Annotated in this window: 17 protein-coding genes, 2 pseudogenes and 1 riboswitch; of the genes and pseudogenes, 13 read left to right on the top strand and 6 right to left on the bottom strand. The window is 61.2% G+C overall.

Annotation, left to right across the window (positions count from 1 at the left end):
* Window positions 1-21 precede the first annotated feature (21 nt).
* The 7 genes from AMC88_RS20370 (at window position 22) to AMC88_RS20340 (ending at window position 5,766) form a co-directional block, all read left to right on the top strand.
* On the top strand, window positions 22-411 hold the full coding sequence (locus tag AMC88_RS20370) for an AGROH133_08824 family phage infection protein (RefSeq protein WP_064825713.1): 390 nt from the start codon (window positions 22-24) through the stop codon (window positions 409-411).
* Between the two features lie 253 nt (window positions 412-664).
* On the top strand, window positions 665-1,231 hold the full coding sequence (locus AMC88_RS20365; RefSeq protein WP_170965670.1) for a F0F1 ATP synthase subunit delta: 567 nt from the start codon (window positions 665-667) through the stop codon (window positions 1,229-1,231).
* Window positions 1,231-2,760 carry a F0F1 ATP synthase subunit alpha gene (gene atpA, locus AMC88_RS20360; protein ID WP_012485466.1) on the top strand — a complete coding sequence of 510 codons (1,530 nt, stop codon included), beginning with the start codon at window positions 1,231-1,233 and terminating at the stop codon, window positions 2,758-2,760. Before AMC88_RS20365 ends, atpA begins: the two co-directional genes overlap by 1 nt.
* Window positions 2,761-2,786: 26 nt before the next feature.
* On the top strand, window positions 2,787-3,671 hold the full coding sequence (locus AMC88_RS20355) for a F0F1 ATP synthase subunit gamma (RefSeq protein ID WP_064825712.1): 885 nt from the start codon (window positions 2,787-2,789) through the stop codon (window positions 3,669-3,671).
* A gap of 21 nt (window positions 3,672-3,692) precedes the next feature.
* Window positions 3,693-5,120 (top strand): F0F1 ATP synthase subunit beta, encoded by a 1,428-nt coding sequence (gene atpD / locus AMC88_RS20350; protein WP_012485464.1) that lies wholly within the window; start codon window positions 3,693-3,695, stop codon window positions 5,118-5,120.
* Window positions 5,120-5,359 (top strand): hypothetical protein, encoded by a 240-nt coding sequence (locus AMC88_RS20345; protein WP_004679291.1) that lies wholly within the window; start codon window positions 5,120-5,122, stop codon window positions 5,357-5,359. Before atpD ends, AMC88_RS20345 begins: the two co-directional genes overlap by 1 nt.
* Entirely contained in the window at window positions 5,359-5,766 is a 408-nt protein-coding gene (locus AMC88_RS20340; protein ID WP_064825711.1) for a F0F1 ATP synthase subunit epsilon, read from the top strand. The genes AMC88_RS20345 and AMC88_RS20340 overlap by 1 nt, the downstream gene beginning before the upstream one ends.
* A 201-nt stretch (window positions 5,767-5,967) precedes the next feature.
* Here the strand turns inward: AMC88_RS20340 and AMC88_RS20335 are convergent, their stop codons facing one another.
* From AMC88_RS20335 to AMC88_RS20310, 6 genes and pseudogenes are all read right to left on the bottom strand, one after another.
* The gene (locus AMC88_RS20335; protein ID WP_064825710.1) at window positions 5,968-6,705 is read right to left on the bottom strand and encodes a sugar transferase; all 738 of its coding nucleotides are present in this window, start codon (window positions 6,703-6,705) and stop codon (window positions 5,968-5,970) included.
* Window positions 6,706-6,872: 167 nt separating this feature from the next.
* Window positions 6,873-8,094: pseudogene (locus tag AMC88_RS20330) on the bottom strand (acyltransferase family protein).
* Between the two features lie 88 nt (window positions 8,095-8,182).
* Window positions 8,183-9,193: an ABC transporter substrate-binding protein gene (locus tag AMC88_RS20325; protein ID WP_064825708.1), complete on the bottom strand. Its 1,011-nt coding sequence runs from the start codon at window positions 9,191-9,193 to the stop codon at window positions 8,183-8,185.
* 68 nt (window positions 9,194-9,261) lie between these two features.
* Window positions 9,262-10,073 (bottom strand): annotated as a pseudogene (locus AMC88_RS20320) (ABC transporter ATP-binding protein).
* Window positions 10,070-10,876 (bottom strand): ABC transporter permease, encoded by an 807-nt coding sequence (locus AMC88_RS20315; RefSeq protein WP_064825869.1) that lies wholly within the window; start codon window positions 10,874-10,876, stop codon window positions 10,070-10,072. The pseudogene AMC88_RS20320 and the gene AMC88_RS20315 overlap by 4 nt, the downstream one beginning before the upstream one ends.
* A gap of 11 nt (window positions 10,877-10,887) precedes the next feature.
* Window positions 10,888-11,094 (bottom strand): hypothetical protein, encoded by a 207-nt coding sequence (locus AMC88_RS20310; RefSeq protein ID WP_064825707.1) that lies wholly within the window; start codon window positions 11,092-11,094, stop codon window positions 10,888-10,890.
* A riboswitch (TPP riboswitch) is annotated at window positions 11,085-11,198 on the bottom strand. It overlaps the preceding gene by 10 nt.
* 333 nt (window positions 11,199-11,531) lie before the next feature.
* Here AMC88_RS20310 and soxR point away from each other — a divergent pair.
* The 6 genes from soxR to AMC88_RS20280 all read left to right on the top strand — a co-directional run bounded on the left by soxR (window position 11,532) and on the right by AMC88_RS20280 (window position 16,477).
* Window positions 11,532-12,002 carry a redox-sensitive transcriptional activator SoxR gene (gene soxR / locus AMC88_RS20305; RefSeq protein ID WP_064825706.1) on the top strand — a complete coding sequence of 157 codons (471 nt, stop codon included), beginning with the start codon at window positions 11,532-11,534 and terminating at the stop codon, window positions 12,000-12,002.
* A 120-nt stretch (window positions 12,003-12,122) separates the two neighbouring features.
* Window positions 12,123-12,893 (top strand): SDR family NAD(P)-dependent oxidoreductase, encoded by a 771-nt coding sequence (locus tag AMC88_RS20300; RefSeq protein ID WP_037118023.1) that lies wholly within the window; start codon window positions 12,123-12,125, stop codon window positions 12,891-12,893.
* 103 nt (window positions 12,894-12,996) lie between these two features.
* The gene (locus AMC88_RS20295; protein ID WP_064825868.1) at window positions 12,997-13,338 is read left to right on the top strand and encodes an ArsR/SmtB family transcription factor; all 342 of its coding nucleotides are present in this window, start codon (window positions 12,997-12,999) and stop codon (window positions 13,336-13,338) included.
* A 76-nt stretch (window positions 13,339-13,414) separates the two neighbouring features.
* Window positions 13,415-14,308, top strand: a complete 894-nt coding sequence (locus tag AMC88_RS20290; RefSeq protein ID WP_012485454.1) for a LysR family transcriptional regulator — start codon at window positions 13,415-13,417, stop codon at window positions 14,306-14,308.
* A 136-nt stretch (window positions 14,309-14,444) separates the two neighbouring features.
* Window positions 14,445-14,924 carry a formate dehydrogenase subunit gamma gene (locus tag AMC88_RS20285; RefSeq protein WP_064825705.1) on the top strand — a complete coding sequence of 160 codons (480 nt, stop codon included), beginning with the start codon at window positions 14,445-14,447 and terminating at the stop codon, window positions 14,922-14,924.
* Window positions 14,921-16,477: a formate dehydrogenase beta subunit gene (locus AMC88_RS20280; protein ID WP_064825704.1), complete on the top strand. Its 1,557-nt coding sequence runs from the start codon at window positions 14,921-14,923 to the stop codon at window positions 16,475-16,477. Before AMC88_RS20285 ends, AMC88_RS20280 begins: the two co-directional genes overlap by 4 nt.
* Window positions 16,478-16,542 lie beyond the last annotated feature (65 nt).

The raw sequence follows: 16,542 nt of genomic DNA, 5'->3' as shown, positions 1-16,542 counted from the left end.
CGGATGATTTGGGGTCGAGGCATGGAATTTGAGTTTCCGACGGAATTTGGTGAGCAGCTTGCCTTCGGCGCAGCCGCCTTCACGGCCTTCGCCGGCTTCGTCATCATGTTTGCGCCCGGTCTTGCGATGCGGGTCTTCGGCCTGGCGCCGCGCGGCGAGCGGCGTGAAGGTTTCAGCGAGGTCCGATCGGTGGGCGGCTTCTATCTCGGTCTTGGCCTCGGTGCCGTCGTGCTGGCTCAGCCGCTGATTTATACCGCCTTCGGCGCAGCGTTCGCCATGGCCGCGTTTGCCCGCATCGTCTCCATCCTGTCAGATAAGGGGAGTACGTATATCAACTATTTACTTCTGGTTGTGCAGGCAATTATCGCAGCATTGCCGCTGCTGTATGTTTTCGGCTTCTTCCAGACATAATTTCGCTGCCGGCGGCGGCTTGCGCGGCCCGCTTTCAGGCCATTGCGCAATTTTGCGAACAGAAATTCATGCGAAAGGCGTATTCGGGCATTACGCGTGTTGCGAGTCCGAACATCCTATGTTAGACGGACCCCGAATTTCGGAAGAAGCAAGAGGCTTCTCTTGTGATTTCTGGGGGAAATCAAAACGAATTCAAGATCATAGGTTCGGCGCCCGCCGAGAGCCGGATTTTGGATTGAAATCAGGGAAATTTGTGCCAGTGGCAGACACGTCCCAGCTTACTTCTGGTGTTGCCGAGCGCTATGCCTCGTCGCTTTTCGAGCTGGCGCTCGAACACGGCGCCGTCGACAGCGTAACCGCCGATCTTGACCGTTTCCAGGCGATGCTGGATGAGAGCGCCGAACTGAAGCGCTTCGTCGCAAGCCCGGTTTTCTCCGCCGAAGATCAGCTGAAGGCGATCGTCGCCATCAGCGAGAGAGCCGGCATCAGCGGCTTCTTCGCCAATTTTCTGAAGGTCGTGGCGCGCAACCGTCGCCTGTTTGCCCTGCCGGGCATGATCAGGGCCTTCCGTCTCATCGCCGCGAATCATCGCGGTGAAATCTCCGCCGAGGTCACCTCGGCGCATGCGCTCTCCCAGGCGCAGGAAACCGAATTGAAGGCGGCACTCAAGAGCGTCACCGGCAAAGACGTGACGATATCAGTCACGGTTGATCCGTCAATTCTTGGTGGTCTGATCGTGAAGGTCGGGTCCCGTCAGATTGATACGTCTCTTCGTACCAAACTCTCTACCCTTAAGCTCGCATTGAAAGAGGTTGGCTGATGGATATCCGCGCCGCGGAAATTTCCGCAATTCTCAAAGACCAGATCAAAAATTTCGGCAAAGAGGCAGAAGTCTCGGAAGTCGGCCAGGTTCTCTCCGTCGGTGACGGTATCGCTCGCGTTTACGGCCTGGACAATGTCCAGGCTGGTGAAATGGTCGAGTTCCCCGGCGGCATCCGCGGCATGGCTCTGAACCTTGAATCCGACAACGTCGGTGTCGTTATTTTCGGCTCCGACCGCGACATCAAGGAAGGCGACACCGTCAAGCGGACCGGCGCCATCGTCGACGTCCCCGTTGGTCCGGAACTGCTCGGCCGCGTCGTCGACGCGCTCGGCAATCCGATCGACGGCAAGGGCCCGATCAATGCGACGCGCCGTTCGCGCGTCGACGTCAAGGCGCCCGGCATCATTCCGCGCAAGTCGGTTCATGAGCCGATGTCGACCGGCCTCAAGGCCATCGATGCGCTGATCCCGGTTGGCCGCGGCCAGCGCGAGCTCGTCATCGGCGACCGCCAGACCGGCAAGACCGCCATCCTGCTCGATGCCTTCCTCAACCAGAAGGCCATTCACGAGAGCGGTCCGGAAGGCGAGAAGCTTTACTGCGTCTACGTCGCCGTCGGCCAGAAGCGCTCGACCGTTGCCCAGTTCGTCAAGGTTCTCGAAGAACGTGGCGCCCTGAAATACTCGATCATCGTTGCCGCTACGGCTTCCGATCCGGCGCCGATGCAGTTCCTGGCTCCGTTCGCCGGCTGCGCAATGGGCGAATATTTCCGCGACAACGGCATGCACGCGCTGATCGGTTACGACGACCTGTCGAAGCAGGCCGTGTCCTACCGCCAGATGTCGCTGCTGCTGCGCCGCCCGCCGGGCCGCGAAGCCTATCCGGGTGACGTTTTCTACCTGCATTCGCGCCTGCTCGAGCGCGCCGCAAAGATGAACGATGACAAGGGCGCCGGTTCGCTGACCGCTCTGCCGGTCATCGAAACGCAGGGCAACGACGTTTCGGCCTTCATCCCGACCAACGTGATCTCGATCACCGATGGCCAGATCTTCCTCGAAACCGACCTGTTCTATCAGGGTATCCGTCCGGCAGTTAACGTCGGTCTGTCGGTTTCCCGCGTCGGTTCTTCGGCGCAGATCAAGGCGATGAAGCAGGTTGCCGGCTCGATCAAGGGCGAACTCGCCCAGTATCGCGAAATGGCCGCCTTCGCCCAGTTCGGTTCGGACCTCGACGCTGCGACGCAGCGGCTGCTGAACCGCGGTGCACGCCTGACCGAGCTCCTGAAGCAGCCGCAGTTCTCGCCGCTGAAGACGGAAGAGCAGGTCGCCGTGATCTTCGCAGGCGTCAACGGTTACCTCGACAAGCTGCCGGTCGCATCGGTCGGCAAGTTCGAACAGGGCCTGTTGTCCTATCTGCGTTCGGAAGGCTCTGCCATCCTCGACGCGATCCGCACGGAAAAGGCTATCAGCGACGGCACGAAGGGCAAGCTCACCGCTGCTCTCGACAGCTTCGCCAAGTCTTTCCAGTAATCGGGCCAGGTTAGGACGGATAACGGATGCCTTCACTTAAGGATCTGAAAAACCGGATCGCCTCCGTCAAGGCGACGCAGAAGATCACCAAGGCGATGAAGATGGTCGCCGCGGCGAAGCTTCGGCGTGCGCAGGAGGCGGCTGAGGCCGCCCGGCCTTACTCGCAGCGTATGAATGCGGTCCTGGTGAACATCGCCAAGGCCGTTACCGATGCGGACGGGGCGCCGGTCTTGATGACCGGCACCGGCAAGGACCAGGTACACCTGCTCGTCGTCTGCACGGCCGAACGCGGCCTGTGCGGCGGCTTCAACTCGCAGATCGCCCGCTTCGCCCGCGACCATGTCCGCAAATTGGTCGCCGAAGGCAAGACGGTGAAGATCTTCACCGTCGGCAAGAAGGGTTATGACATTCTGCGCCGCGAATTCGCGTCGCTGATCGTCGAGCGCAAGGAGTTGCGCGAGGTCAAGAAGATCGGTTTCGAGAATGCCGACCAGATCGGCAAGCGCGTCATCGAGATGTTCGAGGCCGGCGAATTCGATGTCTGCACGCTGTTCTATTCCGAGTTCAAGTCGGTGATCAGCCAGGTTCCCACCGCCCAGCAGCTCATTCCCGCCAAGGCTCCTGAAGCCGTCGCCGAGGATGCAGACCATGCCGGCGCGGTTTACGAATACGAGCCTGATCCGGCGTCGATCCTCGACGATCTGATCCCGCGCAACATCTCGGTCCAGATCTTCCGCGCTCTCCTTGAAAATGTCGCGGGCGAAATGGGCGCCAAGATGAGCGCGATGGACAATGCGACGCGCAATGCTGGTGAGATGATCAATAAGCTGACACTGAGCTACAACCGCCAGCGTCAGGCGCAGATCACCAAGGAACTGATTGAAATCATTTCGGGCGCGGAAGCGCTCTGAGTTAGGAAAGAGGGTAAGAAAATGGCTGAGGCAGCTACCCGCTCTGTCGGCAAAGTCACCCAGGTTATCGGCGCCGTCGTGGACGTCGCTTTCGAAGGCGAACTGCCGGCGATCCTGAACGCGCTCGAAACCGATAACAACGGCAACCGCCTTGTTCTCGAAGTCGCTCAGCACCTGGGCGAAAACGAAGTCCGCACCATCGCCATGGACTCGAGCGAAGGCCTCGTTCGCGGCCAGCAGGTCATCGATACCGGCGCTCCGATCTCGGTTCCGGTCGGCGACGAAACGCTCGGCCGCATCATGAACGTCATCGGCGAACCCGTCGACGAAGCAGGCCCGCTCAACACCGCCCACAAGCGCGCCATCCACCAGGACGCTCCGGCTTATGTCGAGCAGTCGACGGAAGCGCAGATCCTCGTTACCGGCATCAAGGTCGTCGACCTTCTGGCTCCCTATGCACGCGGCGGCAAGATCGGCCTGTTCGGCGGCGCCGGCGTCGGCAAGACCGTTCTGATCATGGAACTGATCAACAACGTCGCCAAGGCGCATGGTGGTTACTCGGTTTTTGCTGGCGTGGGTGAACGTACCCGCGAAGGCAACGACCTTTACCACGAAATGATCGAATCGGGCGTCAACAAGCATGGCGGCGGCGAGGGCTCGAAGGCTGCGCTCGTTTACGGCCAGATGAACGAACCGCCGGGCGCACGTGCTCGCGTCGCTCTGACCGGTCTGACCGTCGCAGAACATTTCCGCGACCAGGGCCAGGACGTTCTGTTCTTCGTCGACAACATCTTCCGCTTCACGCAGGCAGGTTCCGAGGTGTCGGCTCTGCTCGGCCGTATTCCTTCGGCCGTGGGCTATCAGCCGACGCTCGCAACCGACATGGGTCAGATGCAGGAACGCATCACCACGACGACCACGGGCTCGATCACCTCGGTCCAGGCCATCTACGTTCCGGCCGACGACTTGACCGACCCGGCGCCGGCGACCTCGTTCGCCCACCTTGACGCAACGACCGTTCTGTCGCGTTCGATCGCTGAAAAAGGCATCTACCCGGCCGTTGACCCGCTCGACTCTACCTCGCGCATGCTCGACCCGATGGTTGTCGGCGAAGAGCATTACGAAGTTGCCCGTAAGGTTCAGTCGACGCTGCAGCGTTACAAGGCCCTGCAGGACATCATCGCCATCCTGGGCATGGACGAACTGTCCGAAGAGGACAAGCTTGCCGTCGCCCGCGCCCGCAAGATCGAGCGCTTCCTGTCGCAGCCGTTCTTCGTCGCCGAAGTCTTCACCGGCTCGCCGGGCAAGCTGGTTGCTCTCGAAGACACCATCAAGGGCTTCAAGGGCCTCGTTAACGGCGAATACGACAACCTGCCGGAGGCCGCCTTCTACATGGTCGGCTCGATCGATGAAGCCATCGAGAAGGCCAAGAAGCTCGCCGCTGCTTGATGAGCGACGCTCAGGACGAGATATTCTGCTGCGACTCCCTCAAGGGAGTCGTGGCGGAACTTCCAGAGCCGGCAGCGCCGACCGTCTACCGTGCCGATAACGGCGTGATCATGATGGTTGTGGGGCTGGTTCAGACCGAGGAAGGCCTCGGATATCTTGACCAGGCGATACTGCACTGCCCGTTCTGCGGGACCAAATTGCAAGATGCAAAAGCCATAGCCGAGAAGGTAAGTCACTGATGGCTGACAATTTCAACTTTGAGCTCGTTTCGCCGGAGCGTCTGCTGCTGTCGGAGATGGTGACCGAGGTCGTCATTCCCGCAACCGAAGGCGAGATGACGGTTATGGCGCATCATGCGCCGACGATGACGACGATCAAGCCGGGTATCGTGAGCGTCCGCTCCGGCTCCGGCAAGAAGCAGGACTATGTCGTGTTCGGCGGTTTTGCCGATATCCTGCCGACGGGCTGTACATTGCTTGCCGAGTCCGCCGTTCCGGTTGAAGAGCTCAACAAGGATGAACTGACCCGCCGCATCGAAGCTGCCAAGAAGGAACTTGAGGATGCCGTGCATCACGAACACAAGTCCAAGCTTGAGCACTTCATCCTGGAACTGACCCACCTGCGCGGTATCGTCGAGCAGGACTGATGGCCGCGATGGCATCATTGAAAGGCGGCCTTCCAGGCCGCTTTTTTATTTCTGGCTGTTTTCGCGGATCGGGAACACGGCATTGTCGCGCGGCTTGAAAGTGAAGAGCCGTGCCGTACGGCGGCTTTCCTGACGTCAAATGCGACTGCGTTCAGCCGGCCAGAAAAGCGGACACCGCTGCCACCGCGTTGTCGCGGTGACTCAGAAGCCGGTGCCGCCGCGCAGCTCGATGAGCAGCGTCTTGTACAGGATCTTCAGGTCGAGCAGCAGGCTGAAATTCCTGACATAATAGATATCACAGGCGATGCGGGCCCGGGCCGCCAATGGCCTTGTCGTGGGGCCGCGCCAGCCGCGTGTCTGTGCCAGGCCGGTGATACCGGGGCGCATGACGTGTCGATGGTGGTAGTTCGGGACTACTTCCTCGTAGAGCCTGCCGGCTGCGCGCATGTTGATGGCATGGCAGCGCGGGCCGACCAAGGACATCTCGCCTTTGAGGACGTTCAGGAGCTGCGGCAGTTCGTCGATATTGGTCCTGCGGAGCATTGCGCCGATGGCGGTCATCCTGGCGTCGCCCTTGACGGTCTGCTGGACGCCGCTTGGATCGCAAGCCTCCGCCCGCATTGAACGGAATTTGAAGACGTTGATCTTGCGGCCATTCAACCCCCAGCGGATCTGGCGGAAGAACACCGGACCGCCGTCGTCGAGCTTAATGAGAAGAGCGATCGCCAGGAAAAGCGGCGCCAGTACGAGAAGAGCGTTGGCCGAGATGACGATGTCGATCAGCCGTTTCACGGCCAATCGCAGTGCCGGCTTTCCTTCGCCATAGGCAAAGCTGTCCGGCTGGCGAATGTTGGAATTCGCTACGAGCAGGGTCTTGGCTTTGGTCTGGCGCTGAGACGGATCGAAGCGTGAACTCGTCTTCGAAGTAAAAGCATTCATTACGCAAGGCCCACAAGTTTAGATGCAATTCTGAACTGCGTGGAGACAAATACATGCTCACGTAAGGTTTGTCATCGGTATAAATAAGAAATTGCTAACCCTAAAGACACCAAAAATGGGAGTATTGCCTGTTAACCTTAATGCCTGTAGTTGAGGCGGAAACGAAATTATACTTTAAAAGGAGTAGCCCGTTCGGGTAGGGCGCGATGTCAGACGGTTGCCGAAGTCGATGGCCGGTCGCTCCAGCAGGTGATAGCTGAGACCTGCCACAAGAAGGACGAGCGCCGCCGTCAGTCCGCAGGATTGCAGCCAGCCGGTGACGACATTGTCCGAGGAGGCGCCGAACGAACCGGGGTCGAGTCTCTGGATCAATGTCAGGATAATCTCCTGCCAGATATAAATGCCGAACGAAATCTTGGCGACGTAACGGACGGGAGCGTTGTCGAGCAGCCTGCCCAGACGATGCGAATGGCAGAGCGATACGAGCGTGGTTGCGATTGCCAGCGGAAAGACCGGAAATCCGTAGGGGATGCCGAGCCAGCCGTAAGCCTCGGCGGAACCGCCGGGCGATATGGCGAGGCGGTAGCCGGCGATGGAAAAAGCGAGAAGTGCTGCGGCATCGAACCCCAGGGAACGCCTTGCAGCCAGCATGACTTCTATGCCGGCGGCAAGTGCGCCGAGGGCGAAGACGGCAAAAAAGCCGATTGGATTGTAGTTGGGCATCCATTCCTTCGCCCCGCCCTGCAGGCCATAGGCCCAGCCGCGCCCGATGTCGTCGAGCGCAAAGAGCCGCAGGATCGCCAACTGGGCAATGAGGACGCCGGCAAGGACGCAGAGCCAGGCGAAACGGGCCAGGAACAGGCGCTGCCGCAGCCCGGGCAGGCGAAACAGCAGGAAAAAGCAGGCCGGCAGGAGCACATAGCTGGTGACCTCGAAGGGGATGGACCAGAGCGGCCCGTCGGCCTCGACAGGGAAAAACGTGCGCCAATGCCATTGGCTCATGAACAGCAGTCCGGAAACGTAGCGAAGCGCGAGTTCCGGCGTCAGCGGCAGGGCAAGCAGCGTCAGGCTGACAACGAAGCTGACGGTGGCGGCGACCCAGAAGCCGGGGGCAATGCGCGCCGCCCTGCGGATGGCGTAGTTCCCAAGGCTCGGCATGTCGCTGCCGGCATCGAGCGCGCGCCAGAAGGGACGGGCCAGAAGAAAGCCGCTGAGCACGAAGAAAATGGCAACGCCGAAGTTGCCGAAGCGCAGGATGTGCGCCGTCGGCGCCAATTCATCGGGAATTCGGCGCATATCCAGTCGGAGCGTGAGATGGTGAGCAAGCACCAGCAGGCAGGCCATCGCGCGCAAAAAGTCCGCTCCGGCCAGTCTCTCCTGTGGTCGCATGTCGTTCCCCACCCTGCCCGATCCGGCTCAAATCACACCAAACAAAAGCTTGCCGTGGAAGGCCGCGTCGGGCAAGGCCGGGGCGGATTCAGCCGAGCAGTTCGTTGGTATAATAGGTGGAAAAGTCCGGCTTCTCCTTGAGCGCTGCGCCATTCGCATCGACCAGGATGCCGTTCTCGAGCAGGAAGGCGCCGATGGCATCGGCCTTCGCCGGGTCGATTGTGCCGATCACGCCGGCCTCGGATTTGAGGAAATGCCCGTCGATCAAAGCCTTCTGGGATGCTTTTACCAGTTCCGTATTCATCAGTGCGCCATTGCTGTTGGAAATCAGCAGGTCGCAGGCCTCGTCAGGATGGTCGACGGAATAGGCATAACCCTGGCGCGTGGCCTGGATGAAGGCGCGGGCGTATTCTGGACTCGCCGCGAGATAGGCGTCGCTGGAAACGATGACGGTCGTCTGCTCGTCGGGAATGCCATAATCGGAATAGTGGAAACGGCTGATCTTGCGGTTTTCCAGCTCGGCGGCGATGCCTTCCCAGGTGTAGATCTCCAGCGTGAAATCGACCGAGCCATTGTCCAGCGCCTCGTAGGCGGAGGTGCCGAGGGTGACGGTCTTGACGTCGCCCGTGCCGCCGTCGTTGCGGATCATCGCCGAGATCAGCGCGCTCTCCCAGGTGCCGCCAAAGCCGCCATAGGTCTTGCCGTCGAGATCTCTCGGGCTCTTGATGTCGTCGCGCCCGCCCTTGTAGATCAGGCGCGCGGTTTCGGTCTGGACGACGCCGTAGACCATCTTGACGTCACCGCCGCCGGCGCGCTGCGTCAGAGCCTCGATCTCGCTGCTGATGCCGAAATCGGCAACCCCGTTCGACACCAGCGTGCCGGCGCTGGTATCGGTAAAGGGTAGAATTTCGACATCGAGGCCGGCCGCGGCATAGAACCCCTTTGCCTTGGCGACATAGATGCCGATATGGTTGGTGTTGGGTGTCCAGTCGAGCGCGATGCGAACCTTTGCCGGTGCCGACTGGGCAAAGGCGGTTCGGCCGGCGAGGCTTGTCGCGAGGGCGGCGAGGATTGTCTGTCGACGGGTGAGAAGCAGCATGGTGACCTCCTCAGGTCTCTGGAGCATGATGCCGAAAACTGTAAGCGGTTTTCGGACGACATCATGCTCTAACTCTTTAAATGAGAACAGGATTCAGATCTTAGGCCGGCGGCCCAAAATCATCCTGTTCTTGCGGATGAAGCAGGGTTTGCAGGATTTCGGTCTCGATCGCCTGGGCCGCCGGCGAGCCGAGATCGGCGATGCTTCTCGGGCGGGACAGGGGAACGCGGAATTGGCGGATGATACGCGCCGGGCGGGCTGATAACACGTAGATCCGATCGGAGAGGAACACCGCCTCGCGGACGTCGTGGGTGATCAACAAGGCCGTCCAGCGATGTTGCGTCCACATGCCCTGCAGCCATTCCTGGATCTGCGTGCGTGTCAGCGCGTCCAGCGCGCCGAAAGGCTCGTCGAGCAGCAGCATGTCCTGGCTCTGGACGACGGTGCGCAATAGCGCGGCGCGCTGGCGCATGCCGCCGGAAAGCTCGGCGGGGTAATGGTGTTCGAAGCCGGCAAGGCCGAAATGCTCGAACAGCGGCGCCACAGTGGCGCGGGCGGCGCGACGGCTGATGCCGCGCACCTCGAGGCCGAGTGTGGCGTTGTCGATGATCCGGCGCCAGGGCATCAGCGCATCGCGTTGCGGCATGAAGGCGAAGGAATGCGGCGCCTGTTCCAACGGGGCGCCCTTGAAGAGCAAAGCGCCGGCATCGGGTCGCAGCGCCTGGGTCAGCAATCTGAGCACCGTCGATTTTCCAGAGCCGGAGGGGCCGACGATCGAAACGAACTCGCCGCTTGCGACAGCGAGCGAAATATCGCCGAGCACCTGCATGCCGTCGAAGGATTTCGAAATCTTGCGTAGTTCGACCAGTTCATCGGTCATCGGCGGCGCTCCCCGGACGGTTGCCAGGGCATGACGAGGCGCTCGATCATCAGCGTCACTCCGAAGAGGCAGAGTGTCAGAACGGCGCTGACGACGACGGCGGCGAGGACAAGATCCGGCCGGAAATTGTTCTTGGCGTTGAGGATATAGATGCCGAGGCCGCGCGCGGCTCCCGCATATTCGGCAAAGATCGCGCCGACGACGGCATAGGTGATCGAGATCCTGAGGCCGGCGAAGAAATAGGGCAGCGAGGAGGGAAGCCGGGCCAGGCGGAAAATGCGCCAGCGGCTTGCCTTCATCGAGTTCAAGAGTTCAGCGATGTCGCGGTCGGTCGCCTCATAACCCTGCAGCAGGGCGACGAGCAGCGGGAAGAAGGTGACGAGCGCGACCAGCAATATCTTCGGCAACAGGCCGAACCCGAACCAGAGAACGACGAGGGGCGCGATCGCCACCAGCGGCAGGGTCTGGCTGGCAATGAAGATCGGCAGCATTGCCCGGCGCATGAAAGGCATGAAATCCATCAGGATCGACGAGACGAAAGCGAAGGCGAGCGACAGGGCGAAGCCGCCGAGCGTGGCGCCGAGCGTCGGCCAGGTGTTCGATATCAGCGCTTCGCGGTTCAGCCAGCCCTGGGTAAGGATGCGCCAAGGCGCCGGCAGGATGGACGGTTTGATACCGGAAAGATCGACATAAAGTTCCCATGCGGCCAGAAAGGCAAAACCGGCGAGCAGGGCGGGGCTCGCCCGGCAGAGGGCGGCACTGAGCGCGGCAAGGCGCGAATCCGATGGTGGTGGCGATGTCATCAGCGTCGATTTCAGGCTTTCTTCCGGCTGCATGATTCCTCAAATCGGAATCGGTCCGGGGATAAATTCATGCAGCAATTCAAGATGCCGCAGCCTCCTTTGCGCGCCTGAAAAATCGCGCGGCGCCACAGATGCGCAAAGCCGTTGAAGACATCGAGCATGGCGCCGGCGAAACGGCCGGACATCGAAAAGGGTGACACTTGTGCGCCGGAAAACATCTGAACCTCGCTCCGCTGGCATTACCCAGATCAGCTTTGAAGGGTCCGGAGGCTTGCGCTTCTCATCTCAGCCCCGGCAACACGGAGCTCCCCTGTTATTTCGGCGAAAACTATCATCGGGGTTTTCTTACCGCAACCGCAAAATCACAATCCCGTCCGTCCGGTCGGGACGGAACCGCCGACACGAAAAAACACCCGGACGGAATCGCGTCCGGGTGTTTTCCGAGGTTCCGTACCTGCCGGGAACGGAACCCGAGCTCGTCTCCAGGCGACCTATCGGCAGGACGCGGCCGGCGCGAGGACGGCAAATGCCGGCGCCGTGATTTCAGCCGGTTATCGGCCGCGGTGATCTCGCCGCCGCTTCTTCCTGTCCTTGGGCTTTACGGCCGGCGGAGCAGGCGTTATAAAACCTCAACTAATATTGAGGTCAAGAGACGATGGATGCGATTTCTGCAACGCCGTTCGGCAGGCTTCTGACGGTTGGCGAAGTGGCGGAACGCAGTGGTCTTGCTGTCTCGGCGCTGCATTTCTATGAGGCCAAGGGGCTGATTTCCAGCATCCGTACCCGCGGCAATCAGCGGCGCTACGGACGTGACGTGCTTCGCCGGCTCGGCATCATCAAGGTGGCACAACGTGTCGGCATTCCGCTCTTAGAAATCCAGACGGCGTTCGCTTCCCTGCCGCAGGGGCGCACCCCGACGGTTGCCGACTGGCAGACGCTGTCGGCGCGCTGGAAGAACGAGCTCGACGAGCGAATCGGACGGCTCAGCCTGCTGCGCGACCGTCTGAGCGGCTGCATCGGCTGCGGCTGTCTGTCGATCGAAAGCTGTCCGTTGCGTAATCCCTGCGATCGGCTCGGCGAGGAAGGCCCCGGGGCGCGGCTTCTGGAGATCGAGAAGGAAAGCTGAGCTTCCGCAGCCCTGGTCTCCGGCGGAAAGATCGATGCGTGCCTTTCTTTCGGCCGGCGCGCTCATATGTTAAGGGCGAAGGGCGCAACCGGCGGCATTGTCCGCGAGGAGGACGGCTTCGTGTTCCATCCGAGACTATTCGAAAATCGCAATGTCGTCGTCACCGGCGCCGGGCGGGGCATCGGCCTCGAGGTGGCCCGGCAGTTCCTGGACTGCGGCGCGAAGGTGATCGTCCATACCGGGCGCAAACCGGGACGGGATCTGCCGGATTTCCTGCTGACGGCCGAATCGGAAAGGCGGGCGCTGTTGCTGCACGCCGATTTCACCGCCGCCGGCGGTGCTGCGCAATTTGCAGAGGACGCTCTCGCCTTCTTCGACAAGGTGCATGTGCTCGTCAACAATGCCGGCACCATGCTCGGCCGTTTTCCGGCCGCGACACTGACCGACGCGGATTATGAAGCGATCGTGCGGCTGAACCAGACGTCGGTGGTGGCCCTGACCCGGGCGCTGCTGCCGGCATTGAAGGCAGCCGAAGGCGCGGCCATCGTCAACACGGTTTCGATTTCAGCACTGACCGGCGGCAGCCCCGGCTCTTCGGTCTATTCGGCCTCGAAAGCATTCGTTTCCACCTATTCCAAGGCGCTTGCCCGTGAGTTGGCGCCGGATGGAATCCGGGTCAATTGCGTCTCGCCGGGAACGATCGAGACGGATTTCCATGAGCGCTATTCCTCCCGCGAAAAGCTGGAGCAGACGAGAAAATCCATTCCGTTGCAGCGTCTCGGCACGGCCGAGGATTGCGCTCCCGCCTATCTGTTCCTGGCGGCTCCTTCTCTCTCCGGATACATTACGGGCCAGGTTCTCGAGATCAACGGCGGTCAGCTTATCTGCTGATTTACTTGGACCTTTTTTGGCATTTCATCACATTTGACGAATTCGCTTGTGCGAATATGCTATTGTGCTGATCTACCTTATGCTTCCCTTCCGAGATGCCGAAATGCCGCTGCCTAAACCGGAGCCGGGAATGACCGGCCAGGACTTGCACAAACTCGCTTCAAAAGCCCATGAAGCGAGCGATCTACTGAAGGCGCTGGCGCATCAGAGCCGACTTCTGATCCTCTGCATCCTCGCGAATGAGGAGCGGACGGTGGGTGAAATCGAGAATATTCTCGGCATACAACAGGCAATGGTCTCGCAGCAGCTCGCGCGTCTGAGGCTCGAAGGGCTGGTCAACACGCGCCGTCAGGGCAGGCTGGTCTATTACAGCATCGGCAATCTCAGCGTGCTTGCCTTCCTCGAATCGCTGTTCGATCTTTTTCCGGCTGTCGAAAACGGTTAAAGCATGTCGGGTCGCGCGGTGGCTGCGCAGAAGATGGGCTGGATCCGGATGTGAACATACCGGGTCGGGAGACCGGATGATCGACAAGCTGGAATTCTTCATCGCCCTTGCCAATGAAAAACATTTCGGCCGCGCTGCGGAGGAATGCGGGATTTCGCAGCCGACGCTCTCGGCCGCCATCCGCCAGCTGGAGGATCAGCTCGGCGTCATGCTGGTGCAGCGCGGGTCGCGGTTTCAGGGGTTGACGCCGGAGGGGCAGCGCGTGCTCGAATGGGCGCGGCGCATCGTCGGCGATGCCCGCACCATGCGAGAGGAAATGCGCGCGGCGCGGCGCGGTCTTTCCGGCCACATTCGTCTCGCCGCCATTCCGACGGCCCTCGCCATGCTTTCGCGCATCACCACGCCCTTTCAGGAACGACATCCCGGCGTCACCTTCTCGATCGTCTCGCGCAATTCGCTGCAGGTGCTGAGCATGCTCGAAAATCTCGAGATCGACGCCGGTATCACCTATCTTGAAAATGAGCCGCTCGGGCGTGTCACCAGTGTTCCCCTCTATGCCGAGCGCTATCATCTGATCACGGCTGCGGGCAGCCCGCTGTCTGATCGCGACAGCGTCACCTGGAAGGAGGTCGGCGATCTTCGGCTTTGTCTATTGACCGCCGACATGCAGAACCGACGCATCATCAACCGGCACCTGACGGAAGCCGGAGCCACAGTGCATCCAACACTCGAATCCAACTCGATGATCGTGCTGTTCTCACATGTCAGAACCGGGCGCTGGGCAAGCATCATGCCGCGCAACGTTGCAAAATCATTTGGATTCCCAATAGAAATCCGCATGATTCCGATCGTTGAACCGGAGGCCCACCATCTGGTCGGCCTCGTCGCGCCCTATCGAGAGCCCTTTACGCCGCTCGTTTCGGCCTTGCTGCATGAAGCGCGCGTGCTCGTGCGCGATGAAGAGCTGTGATAGAAAAAACCTATCAATCCACGAGATAGCTTTATTGATCGTCGCCGGCTTCCCTGAGATGCTTGTATGAGGGGATGGCCTCATGCTGGGGGAGAGCGCCATTCCGCAACGAGCAAGCGGCTGGGAGGGCTGCCTTATGACCATTCATATCGCCGAAGGCGATATCGCAGCGCGCACGCGTACCATTGTCGCCGACCTTCGCTTCCTTGAAGGGCCGCTGCTTCCTATTCTACATGAAGTTCAGCAGGAATTCGGTTATGTGCCGCAGGAAGCCCTGCCCGTGATCGCGGAGGAACTGAACCTCTCGCGCGCCGAAGTGCATGGGGTGGTGACCTTTTACCACGATTATCGTGACCACCCCGCCGGGCGGCATGTGCTGAAGCTCTGTCGCGCCGAGGCCTGTCAGTCGATGGGCGGCGACGCGCTGGCTGAGCGCATCAAGGCGCTGCTCGGCATCGATTTTCACCAGACGACGCTCGACGGCAGCGTGACGCTGGAGGCGGTCTACTGCCTCGGGCTCTGCGCCTGCGCCCCGTCGGCGATGCTCGACGGCGAGGTGTATGGCCGGGTCGACGATCAGCTGGCGACGGAGCTGGTTGCGGAGGCGCGCCGATGACAGTCAAGATATATGTTCCGCGCGATGCCGCTGCGCTGGCGCTCGGGGCCGAAAAGGTGGCAAAGGCGATTGCCCAGGAGATCGTCGCCCGCGGCCTCGATGCTGAGATTGTGCGCAACGGCTCGCGCGGAATGTTCTGGCTGGAGCCGCTGGTCGAGGTCGAGCTTGCCGGCAAGCGCATCGGCTACGGACCGGTGAAGGCCAAGGATGTGTCCGTGCTTTTCGACGCCGGCATCGTCAATGGCGGCGATCACCCGCTCTGTCTCGGGGAGGTTGAAGACCTCCCGTTCCTGAAGGAACAGACCCGCCTGACCTTCGCCCGCTGCGGCGTCATCGATCCGCTCTCGCTTTCGGATTACGAGGCGCATGGCGGTCTTGCCGGCCTTCGCCGCGCCGTTTCGATGGCACCCGCCGAAATCGTCAAGGAAGTCACCGATTCCGGCCTGCGTGGACGCGGCGGCGCGGGTTTCCCCACAGGCATCAAGTGGAAGACCGTTCTCGATGCGCCCGGCGAACGCAAATATATCGTCTGCAATGCCGATGAGGGCGACAGCGGCACCTTTGCCGACCGGATGATCATGGAGGGTGATCCCTTCGTGCTGATCGAGGGCATGGCGATATCGGGACTTGCGACCGGCGCCACGAAGGGCTTCATCTACACGCGTTCGGAATATCCGCATGCGATCGCCGCGATGAGCGAGGCGGTCGGCATCGCGCGCCAGGCCGGGATCCTCGGCCCGTCGGTGCTCGGCTCGGGCCGCGCTTTCGATATCGAGGTGCGCACCGGCGCCGGCGCCTATGTCTGCGGCGAGGAGACGGCCCTGCTGAACAGCCTCGAAGGCAAACGCGGCGTCGTGCGCGCCAAGCCGCCGCTGCCGGCGCATAAGGGGCTCTTCGACTGTCCGACCGTCATCAACAACGTCATCTCGCTCGCTTCCGTGCCTGTGATTATGGAGAAGGGTGCTGCCTTCTATCGCGATTTCGGCATGGGCCGCTCGCGCGGCACCATTCCGCTGCAGATCGCCGGTAATGTCAGATATGGCGGTCTCTACGAAACAGCTTTCGGTCTTTCGCTCGGCGATATCGTCGACAGGATCGGCGGCGGTACGGCGACGGGACGGCCGGTCAAAGCCGTGCAGGTCGGTGGGCCGCTCGGCGCCTATTTCCCGCGGGCGCTGTTCGACACGCCGTTCGATTACGAATCCTTCGCTGCCCGGGACGGGTTGATCGGCCATGCCGGCATGGTCGTTTTCGACGACACCGCCGACATGCTGAAGCAGGCGCGTTTCGCGATGGAATTCTGCGCCGTCGAAAGCTGCGGCAAGTGCACGCCCTGCCGCATCGGCTCGACGCGCGGTGTCGAGACAGCCGACAAGATCGCTCAGGGCATCGAGCCGGAGAAGAACCGCGAGCTGCTGGCCGATCTCTGCAACACGATGAAATTCGGCTCGCTCTGCGCGCTCGGCGGTTTCACGCCTTATCCCGTGATGAGCGCCATGACGCATTTCCCGGAGGATTTTTCACCGGCACCGATCGTGGAGGCTGCCGAGTGATGACATCCCACGTGCTGGCCTGCTTTTCGCCCGACTTGCTCAATTCCATTTCCATACAGGAGAGC

It is taken from the genome of Rhizobium phaseoli (assembly GCF_001664385.1).
Lineage (GTDB): Bacteria > Pseudomonadota > Alphaproteobacteria > Rhizobiales > Rhizobiaceae > Rhizobium > Rhizobium phaseoli.
The sequence above is the reverse complement of the archived record's forward strand: the minus strand, read 5'-3'. Positions and strand labels throughout refer to the sequence as shown.

Coding starts and splice junctions, on each gene's coding strand:
- AMC88_RS20370 (WP_064825713.1), top strand. CDS start 22: ATGGAATTTGAGTTTCCGACGGAATTTGGTGAGCAGCTTGCCTTCGGC.
- atpA (WP_012485466.1), top strand. CDS start 1,231: ATGGATATCCGCGCCGCGGAAATTTCCGCAATTCTCAAAGACCAGATC.
- AMC88_RS20295 (WP_064825868.1), top strand. CDS start 12,997: ATGCCGCTGCCTAAACCGGAGCCGGGAATGACCGGCCAGGACTTGCAC.
- AMC88_RS20310 (WP_064825707.1), bottom strand. CDS start 11,094: ATGTTTTCCGGCGCACAAGTGTCACCCTTTTCGATGTCCGGCCGTTTC.
- AMC88_RS20345 (WP_004679291.1), top strand. CDS start 5,120: ATGAGCGACGCTCAGGACGAGATATTCTGCTGCGACTCCCTCAAGGGA.
- AMC88_RS20325 (WP_064825708.1), bottom strand. CDS start 9,193: ATGCTGCTTCTCACCCGTCGACAGACAATCCTCGCCGCCCTCGCGACA.
- AMC88_RS20335 (WP_064825710.1), bottom strand. CDS start 6,705: ATGAATGCTTTTACTTCGAAGACGAGTTCACGCTTCGATCCGTCTCAG.
- AMC88_RS20280 (WP_064825704.1), top strand. CDS start 14,921: ATGACAGTCAAGATATATGTTCCGCGCGATGCCGCTGCGCTGGCGCTC.
- AMC88_RS20315 (WP_064825869.1), bottom strand. CDS start 10,876: ATGACATCGCCACCACCATCGGATTCGCGCCTTGCCGCGCTCAGTGCC.
- AMC88_RS20355 (WP_064825712.1), top strand. CDS start 2,787: ATGCCTTCACTTAAGGATCTGAAAAACCGGATCGCCTCCGTCAAGGCG.
- AMC88_RS20290 (WP_012485454.1), top strand. CDS start 13,415: ATGATCGACAAGCTGGAATTCTTCATCGCCCTTGCCAATGAAAAACAT.
- soxR (WP_064825706.1), top strand. CDS start 11,532: ATGGATGCGATTTCTGCAACGCCGTTCGGCAGGCTTCTGACGGTTGGC.
- atpD (WP_012485464.1), top strand. CDS start 3,693: ATGGCTGAGGCAGCTACCCGCTCTGTCGGCAAAGTCACCCAGGTTATC.
- AMC88_RS20340 (WP_064825711.1), top strand. CDS start 5,359: ATGGCTGACAATTTCAACTTTGAGCTCGTTTCGCCGGAGCGTCTGCTG.
- AMC88_RS20285 (WP_064825705.1), top strand. CDS start 14,445: ATGACCATTCATATCGCCGAAGGCGATATCGCAGCGCGCACGCGTACC.